Source organism: Amycolatopsis rhizosphaerae (genome assembly GCF_007713715.1).
Lineage (GTDB): Bacteria > Actinomycetota > Actinomycetes > Mycobacteriales > Pseudonocardiaceae > Amycolatopsis_E > Amycolatopsis_E rhizosphaerae.
On record NZ_VJWX01000298.1, the window covers coordinates 1 to 8,781 of the forward strand.

Sequence of the window (8,781 nt, forward strand, 5' to 3'; positions counted from 1 at the left end):
CCGTACCACCGGCGGTGGCCTACGCCGTGCTGCCCAACGGGTCGGGTTTCGTCAGCGGGCCCGAATCCGCCCTGGCGTATCTGGACAAGGTGATCCGGATCGTGCAGTGGGCCGAGGGCACCCGCCATCCGCCGGAGGAGCAGCAGATGGCGGCCCCGCCGCCCGCCGTGCCGGAGCCGAACCCGCTGCTGCTGTTCACCGGCCCCGCGCGCAGCGGCCATCGCCGCCTGTGGCGGGCGGTGCGGGACGAGCTCAAGGCCCGCAACCTCACCTTCAACGTCATCACCACCTGGTCGGGAACGGAACTGGTGCAGCGCGCCGAGCGGGCCGGGCAGACCTTGAACGCCATGCTGCGCTCCGAAATGGAAGCGGTCGAACGGGACGCGAGCCCCGGCCTGTTCTTCATCGAGGAACTGGATGTGCTGCTCGAAGGGGATGCGGCGGGCGTGGCGAAGCTCCTGGACGAGTTGGCCCACGACCAGAACAGCTGCCGCCTGGTGGTGCTCAGCGGCGGGGAAAAGGTCCTGGACAGGTTGGCCGCCGAGTCGTCGCGCCTCGGTGCGCGCGTGATCGGTTACCGGATGCCGGACCTCAGCGAGCCCGCGGCCGCGACCATGCTGCTCGACGTGCTGCTGGCCGAACGCAACGCCATGGTATCCCCTGGCGCCCGTGAACGGCTCGGCACGCTGGTGGGCGAGCTGCGGACCGCCGACGCGCGGGAGGTCGAGGCACTGGTCGGCGCCGCGATCACCAGCGCCATCGGGCGCGGTGCAATGGTGGGGGACCGGCCGCAGGTCGATCTGCCGGACGTGGAGCAACTGGCCGTCGCGCGCCGCGAACAGGGGCAGCCGGTCGAGGAGCTGCTGGCCGAACTCGACGCGATGATCGGGCTCGGCGCGGTGAAACAGCGGGTGCGGGCGCTGGTGGCGGAAATGGACGTGGACGCCCAGCGGCGGGCCGCCGGGATGAAGGTGGCCTCGCGCAGCAGGCATCTGGTCTTCACGGGAAACCCCGGCACGGCCAAGACCACCGTGGCCCGGCTGGTCGCCAAGATCTACCACGCGCTCGGTGTGCTGCCCAAGGGCCACGTGATCGAGGCGGGCCGCCCCGACCTGGTGTCGGAGTGGATCGGGAAGACCGCGGGCAAGACGCGCGAGGTGTGCCAGCAGGCGATGGGCGGCGTGCTGTTCATCGACGAGGCCTACAACGTCGTGCAGGACGGCGAGAGCGACCACGGCCGGGAAGCCGTGGCGGAACTGCTGGTGCAGATGGAAAACCACCGCGAGGACTTCGTGGTGTTCGCGGCGGGCTATCCCAAGGAGATGGACGAGTTCCTGGAGGCGAACCCGGGCCTGCGCTCGCGGTTCGCCGGCCGGGTGGACTTCCCCGACTACACCAACGAAGAGCTCGCCGCGATCTTCGAGCTGATCGCCAAGCAGCAGGGTTACCGGCTCGCGCCGGACCTCGTCCAGGCGCTGCCGGAGGCGATCCGGCGGATCCCGAGGGGCCGCGGTTTCGCCAACGGGCGTTCGGCGCGCGGCCTGCTGGAGGCCACCATCAGCAGGCAGTCGACGCGGATCGCGAACGAGGCACCGTCCGAACCGGACGCGCTGGCCCTGCTGGTCGCCGCCGACCTGCCGCGCGAGGCCGCGGTCGGCCAGTCCGACGACGCCGGTCCGCGCCGCGACCTGGCCGAACTGCTGTCCGATCTGGACGAAATGATCGGGTTGGCCCCGGTCAAGCGGCGGGTTCGCGCGCTCGTGGACGAGACCAAGGTGGACGCGCAGCGCCGCGAGGCGGGGATGAAGGTCGCCACGCGCAGCCGCCATCTGGTGTTCACCGGCAATCCCGGTACCGCGAAGACCACGGTGGCCCGCCTGATGGGTCAGATCTACCGGGAGCTCGGCGTGCTGCCTTCGGGACACCTGGTGGAGGTGGCCCGCCCCGATCTGGTGGGCGAGGCCATCGGGATGACCGCGCCCAAGACCCGGGACGTGTGCGAGCGCGCGGTCGGCGGGGTGCTGTTCATCGACGAGGCCTACAACCTCGTCCAGGACGCCGAGAACGACTTCGGCAAGGAGGCCGTCGCGGAACTGCTGGTGCAGATGGAAAACCACCGCGACGACATGCTGGTGATCGTGGCAGGCTACCCCAGGGAGATGGACGAGTTCATGGAGTCCAACCCCGGGTTGCGCTCGCGCTTCGCCGGCCGCGTCGAGTTCCCGGACTACGACAACGGCGAACTCGCCGCGATCTTCGAGGTCATGGCCGAGAAACAGGGGTACCGGCTCGACCCGGACATGGAGCGGGCCCTGCCGGAGGCGGTCCGGCGCATCCCGCGCGGCCGCGGCTTCGCCAACGGGCGCTCGGCACGGGGGCTGCTGGAAACCACGATCGGAAAGCAGTCCAGCAGGCTGGCGAGCGCGCCGCAGGCCGATCGCGCCGCGCTGGCCCTGCTCACCGCGGCCGACCTGCCCACCGAGTCGGGGGTGGCGGTGGCCGACGACGCGGGTCCGCGCCGCAGCCTCGAAGAGCTGATGGGCGAGCTGGACGGCATGATCGGCCTCGAACCGGTCAAGCAGCGCGTGCGCGCGCTGGTCGCCGAAACCCGGCTCGACGCCCGGCGCCGGACGGCGGGGCTGCCGGTGGGGGCGCGCAGCCGCCATCTGGTGTTCACCGGCAATCCCGGTACCGCGAAGACCACGGTGGCCCGGCTGATGGGGCAGCTCTACCGCGAACTCGGGGTACTGCCGTCCGGGCACCTGGTGGAGGTGGCCCGGCCGGACCTGGTGGGCGAGTACATCGGGCAGACCGCGCCGAAGACGCGCGAGGTGTGCGAGCGCGCCGTGGGTGGGGTGCTGTTCATCGACGAGGCCTACAACCTGGTCCAGGGCTACGCCAACGGCGCCGACTTCGGCAAGGAGGCCGTGGCGGAACTGCTGGTGCAGATGGAGAACCACCGCGAGGACATGATCGTCATCGCGGCGGGCTACCCCGGGGACATGGACCGCTTCCTCGACAGCAACGCCGGGCTGCGCTCCCGCTTCGGCGGCACCGTGGATTTCCCGGACTACACCGACTCCGAGCTCGCCGCGATCTTCACTGCGATGGCCACCAAGCAGGGCTACCGCCTCGCACCGGACCTCGCCGAGGCGCTGCCCGCGATGATGGCGGGTATCGACCGGGGCGAGGGCTTCGCCAACGGCCGGTCCGCGCGCGGGCTGCTGGAGCAGGCGATCGGCGCGCAGGCGTTGCGCCTGGCGGGGCCGGAAGCGGACCTGGAGGGCCTCGCCGACGAGGAGTTGACCCTGCTGACGTTGGCCGACCTGCCCCGGCAGCTACCCTGATTGGGTGTCTTCCACCGATTCGACCGCCGCTCGACGCGTCTCGCTACTGACCCTCGGTTGTGCCCGCAACGAGGTCGATTCCGAGGAGCTGGCCGGCCGCCTCGCGGCCGGGGGCTGGGAGCTGACCGACGATCCGGAGTCCTCCGAGGTGATCGTGGTCAACACGTGCGGTTTCGTCGAATCGGCGAAGAAGGATTCGGTGGACACCCTGCTGGCGGCGGCGGACACCGGCGCGAAGGTGGTGGCGGTCGGCTGCATGGCCGAGCGGTACGGCGCGGAGCTGGCCGAGAGCCTGCCCGAGGCCGACGCGGTCCTGGGGTTCGACCACTACCCGGACCTGGCGGAGAAGCTGGGCGCGATCGTGTCCGGGCACCGGATCGCCTCGCACGTGCCCGCGGACCGGCGCACCCTCCTGCCGATCAGCCCGGTCCAGCGCCCGGCCGCGGCCGCCGCGGTCACGGTGCCCGGCCACGGCGGGACCGGCGCGGGGGAGCAGGCGGGCTGGGGGCCGCGCGTGCTGCGCAGGCGGCTGGACTCCTCCCCGGTGGCGGCGCTGAAGATCGCCTCCGGGTGTGACCGCCGCTGCTCGTTCTGCGCCATCCCGTCGTTCCGGGGCTCGTTCGTCTCCCGCCACCCCGACGAGGTCGTGGCCGAGGCCGAATGGCTGGCCGCCTCCGGGGTCAAGGAGCTCTACCTGGTCAGCGAGAACTCGACCTCCTACGGCAAGGACCTCCCCCGCGCCGAGGGCGGCACCCGGGCGCTGGAGCGGCTGCTGCCGCGGCTGGCCGCCGTCGAGGGCATCGAGCGGGTGCGGGTGTCCTACCTGCAGCCCGCGGAAACCCGGCCGGACCTGGTCCGGGTCATCGCCACCACGCCGGGGGTCGCCGACTACTTCGACCTGTCGTTCCAGCACTCCAGCGAACCCGTGCTGCGGCGCATGCGCCGGTTCGGTTCCACCGGCTCGTTCCTGGAGCTGATCGGCCAGATCCGCGGGTATTCGCCCGCCGCGGGCATCCGCACCAACGTCATCGTCGGCTTCCCCGGCGAGACCGAGGACGACGTCGCCGAGCTGGAACGCTTCCTCACCGCGGCCCGCCTCGACGCGGTCGGGGTGTTCGGCTACTCCGACGAGGACGGCACGGAGGCCGAGACCTTCGACGGCAAGGTGGACCCCGAGCTGGTGACCGAGCGGGTCGCGAAGATCTCCGCCCTGGTCGAGGAGCTCACCGCGCAGCGCGCCGAAGAACGCGTCGGTGAAGTGGTCGACGTGCTCATCGACGAGACCGAGGACGAGGTGGTCGGACGGGCGGCCCACCAGGCGCCCGAGGTCGACGGTGCCTGTGTGGTGCTCGACGGCGACGGGCTCGAGGTGGGGCAGCTGGTCCGCTGCCGCGTGGTCGACAGCGAAGGCGTGGACCTCATCGTCCGGCCGGACGTGGACTGATGAGTGCGGGCGCCGACGAGACCGCGGCCACCGGCGAAGGCGCCGGTGGCCTGCCGCGCAGACGCGTGTCCAACATCAACGTCGCCAACCTCCTGACGCTGGCCCGCCTGGTGCTGGTGCCGGTGTTCGTCGTCGCCCTGTTCGCCGGCGGCGGGCACGACACCACCTGGCGCGCGGTCGCCACGGCGCTGTTCGCCCTCGCCTCGCTGACCGACCAGGTCGACGGCTGGGTGGCCCGCCGGTACGGGCTGATCACCGATCTCGGCAAGATCGCCGACCCGATCGCGGACAAGGCGCTGACCGGCGCGGCGCTGGTCGGGCTGAGCGTGCTCGCCGAGCTGCCCTGGTGGGTGACGATCGTCATAGCGGTCCGGGAGCTCGGGGTCACCCTCCTGCGGTTCTGGGTGATCCGGTTCGGGGTGATCGCGGCCAGCCGCGGGGGCAAGGCCAAGACGCTGTCCCAGATCGCGGCGATCGTGGCCTATCTGCTGCCGCTGCCCGACGGGCTGACGGCACTACGCTGGATCCTGATGGGGCTCGCGCTGGTGCTCACCGTGGTGACCGGGGCCGACTACGTCCTGCGCGCGATCCGGCTGCGGGCCGCGGGACTGCGGGCGGTGACGGGGGAGTGACGGGAGAAGAAGCGGCCCTCGCCCGCCCGCTGATCCTCCGGCTCACCGAGCGCGGCGAGACCGTCGCCACGGCCGAATCGCTGACCGCCGGCCTGGTCTGCGCGACGCTGACCGAGGTGCCGGGTGCCAGCGCGGTGGTCCGGGGCGGTCTGGTGGTCTACGCCACCGATCTCAAGGCCAAACTGGCCGGGGTGGACGAGGCCCTGCTGGCCGAGCACGGAGCGGTGCACCCCGAGGTGGCCGCCCAGCTCGCGGCGGGGGCGCGGGAACGCTGCGGGGCGGACTGGGGCCTGGGCCTGACCGGGGTCGCCGGACCCGACCCGCAGGACGGAGTGGCGCCCGGAACGGTGCACGTCGCGCTGGCCGGTGCCGGGTCCTGCCGGGTCCGCACCCACCGGTTCGAGGGCGGCCGCGCTTCGGTCCGGACCAATTCGGTGCGGGCCGCGCTGGAGCTGCTGGGCGCCGCGCTCGGCCCCCTGGCGGCCCGCTGAGGCCTTCCGAGGCCCCCTGACCAGGCCCTGGACGGGGCGGCCGGGGAAACGGCGCGGGAACAACGGGCTTCGCCCAGGCGTTCGCCCTTGGCGTACGGCCGTGTCAACCGCTGCGCCGAAGGGCTCGGTCTGGGTAACGTGGTCGGTATCAGGAAGGGAGGCGCGTGATGACCGTGCTGTTGCGTGAGGCGATCGGTGATCGGCTCCGTCATGCCCGCACCAACCAGCGTCGCACGCTGCGCGACATCTCCCGCGCCGCCAAGGTGAGCCTCGGTTACCTGTCCGAGGTCGAGCGGGGGCAGAAGGAAGCGTCGAGCGAGCTGCTGGCGTCCATCTGCGAGGCACTCGAACTGCCGCTCGCCGAACTGCTGCACAACGTGGCTGCCGACATCTCCGCGCTCGACCACGTCGACGTCGCGCCGATGCCCGCCGAGACGGAGCGTCAGGAGGAGCGCGCCGACCGGTCCGAGCGCCGGGAGCCCGCGGGCCGCCTCGAAGGCGGTCACCTGGTGGACGGCGTGCTCGGCAACGAAATGGCGGACCTGCGGGTTTCCACCCAGCGCAGGGGGCCTGCCCTGCGCACCACGATCAGCGCACCGAAGATGGTCGCGGCCTGACCCGGGACCACGGCCGGCTTCGGAAGGCCACCGTCACCGCCCGCCCGGCGCCGACGGTGGCCTTCGCCACATCCGGCGGCCGGCGGGAGAAGGTGATGACGATCCGGTGACGATCAGGGTCGTCCCTGAAATCCCCCGGGGTCGCCTGGATCACGGGGCGGTGACCTGACACGATGGAACCCACGCCGAGGTCGGGTCGTTGCTCGGGCAGGGGAGAGCGGCGCCCCACGTGATCGTCGGGAAAACTTGGACAGTGGGACGTAAGAAGGCAGGCGGAGCAGATGGCCAACCCGTTCGTAAAGGCCTGGAAGTACCTCATGGCGGCGTTCTCGTCGAAGATCGACGAGCACGCCGACCCGAAGGTGCAGATCCAGCAGGCCATCGAGGAGGCGCAGCGTAACCACCAGGCGCTCTCCCAGCAGGCCGCGGCGGTGATCGGGAACCAGCGCCAGCTGGAGATGAAGCTCAACCGGCAGCTCGGCGAGGTGGAGAAGCTGCAGGCCTCGGCCCGGCAGGCCCTGGTGCTGGCCGACGAGGCGCGCGCCAAGGGGGACAACGAGAAGGCCACCCAGTACGAGAACGCCGCCGAGGCCTTCGCCACCCAGCTGGTCACCGCCGAGCAGAGCATCGAGGACCTCAAGACCCTGCACGACCAGTCGCTGCAGGCGGCGGCCCAGGCCAAGCAGGCCGTGGAGCGCAACGCCACGATGCTGCAGCAGAAGCTGGCCGAGCGCACCAAGCTGCTTTCGCAGCTGGAGCAGGCCAAGATGCAGGAGAAGGTCTCGGCCTCGCTCAACCAGATGTCCGAGCTGGCGGCGCCGGGCAACACCCCTTCGCTGGACGAGGTGCGCGAGAAGATCGAGCGCCGCTACACCACCGCGCTGGGCCAGGCCGAGCTGGCGCAGAACTCCGTGCAGGGCCGGATGATGGAGGTCCAGGCGGCCACCACGCAGCTGGCCGGGCACTCGCGGCTGGAGCAGATCCGCGCCTCGCTCAAGGGCGGGCCGGTGGCGCAGGTGACCGATGGCGCCGAAGCGGCGAAGCCGGCCGGCTCGGCCGCCGACATCCAGCGCGAAATCCAGCAGCGCGTGCAGGCCGAGCAGCAGAAGAACCAGGCCTGACCGGAGGTCGTGATGGGGTCGGGCAGGCGCGACTTCGGCCAGTTCGGGGAGAAGCTCGAAAGGCATATCGAGCGGCTGCCCGACTACGCACAGCGGGCCCAGGAGGCGTTCCAGCGGTACTTCCCGGCGGACCGGACGCCGGGATCGGCGGGCTCCGCGCCGAACCCGCTGCGACGGCCCGCGCCGCCACGGCCCCCTTCGGTGGCCGATGTGCCGGTTTTCGCCGAGGTCCGCGCCCGGTGGGCGCGCTGGAACGAACCGGCCGCGAAGCTCCAGCGGCGCAAGCGCCGCACTTCCCGCCTGCTGACGCTGTGGATCGTGCTGACCCTCCTGAGCGGGCTGTACGCCTTCGCCCTTGGCATGGGCCTGATCGGCGCGGGCGGGCTCGGCGCCGCCGCGGAGGGGATCGTGGGGGCGATCGTGTTCGGCGCGCTGGGCGTGCGGTCGGGCCTGCACCTGTACCGGCTGAGCCGGGTCGAATTGCCGGCGAGCACGGCGCCACCGCCGCTGCCCTCGCCCCGCTCCGCCGCCCGTGAGCCGATGGAACGGCTGGCCGAGGGCGAATCCTCGCTCACCGAGCTGCTGCGCCAGCTGAACGCCTCCTCCTCGGTACCGGACGAGTCGGTCGAGGACGCCCGCGAGACCGCCGCGAAGGCCGCCAAGGCACTGCGCGCCCTCGCCGCCCGTATCGAGGCCATCGAGCGCGCGCAGGCCGCCGCCCCGGCCGGGGAACGGAAGGCGCTCGCCACGGCCGTCGGCACCCTGCGGGAGCAGCTCGACGAGGGGCTGGACGACTACGGCACACTCGTCGCGGCGGCAGGCCGTGCCGTGGCGGCTAGCGGTTCCGGCCTCACAAGTTCCAAGGACGCGCTCATTGACGCCACCGACCGGCTCGCCGGCCTCGCCATCGCCCTGCACGAACTCTCCTGACCCCGCCGCCGGGCCCGGAGCGGCCTCATGAAGGGCCCCAGCCGCGCGAGTCCCACCTTCGTGCGCTTGTGTCCCACGCTCGTGCCCGGCAGGGCGGACTGACCGGGCCGCGCGAGAGGCTGCGTTCCGTTTTCGAGTGAGACCAGTGCGTAACGCGAGAGGGCTGGTGAGCGGAATATGGGGTGCTTACCGTCGGTGG

At 71.9% G+C, this 8,781-nt stretch carries 7 protein-coding genes; all 7 read left to right on the plus strand.

Annotated elements, in window-relative coordinates; all coding sequences use genetic code 11:
• Positions 1-3,347: AAA family ATPase (locus FNH05_RS24870; protein WP_144591131.1), on the plus strand; the 3,347-nt coding region annotated here is incomplete at its 5' end.
• Positions 3,348-3,351: 4 nt separating this feature from the next.
• Positions 3,352-4,791, plus strand: a complete 1,440-nt coding sequence (gene rimO, locus FNH05_RS24875; protein WP_144591132.1) for a 30S ribosomal protein S12 methylthiotransferase RimO — start codon at positions 3,352-3,354, stop codon at positions 4,789-4,791.
• Positions 4,791-5,423, plus strand: coding sequence for a CDP-diacylglycerol--glycerol-3-phosphate 3-phosphatidyltransferase (gene pgsA, locus FNH05_RS24880; protein WP_144591133.1), 633 nt, complete (start codon positions 4,791-4,793; stop codon positions 5,421-5,423). Before rimO ends, pgsA begins: the two co-directional genes overlap by 1 nt.
• Positions 5,420-5,914, plus strand: coding sequence for a CinA family protein (locus FNH05_RS24885; protein WP_246127930.1), 495 nt, complete (start codon positions 5,420-5,422; stop codon positions 5,912-5,914). The genes pgsA and FNH05_RS24885 overlap by 4 nt, the downstream gene beginning before the upstream one ends.
• Positions 5,915-6,081: 167 nt before the next feature.
• Entirely contained in the window at positions 6,082-6,531 is a 450-nt protein-coding gene (locus FNH05_RS24890; RefSeq protein WP_144591134.1) for a helix-turn-helix domain-containing protein, read from the plus strand.
• Between the two features lie 281 nt (positions 6,532-6,812).
• A complete protein-coding gene (locus FNH05_RS24895; RefSeq protein ID WP_144591135.1) occupies positions 6,813-7,652 on the plus strand; it encodes a PspA/IM30 family protein in 840 nt (279 codons plus the stop codon).
• A 12-nt stretch (positions 7,653-7,664) separates the two neighbouring features.
• Positions 7,665-8,582 (plus strand): phage shock envelope stress response protein PspM, encoded by a 918-nt coding sequence (pspM, locus tag FNH05_RS24900; RefSeq protein ID WP_144591136.1) that lies wholly within the window; start codon positions 7,665-7,667, stop codon positions 8,580-8,582.
• The last annotated feature ends 199 nt before the right edge of the window (positions 8,583-8,781 follow it).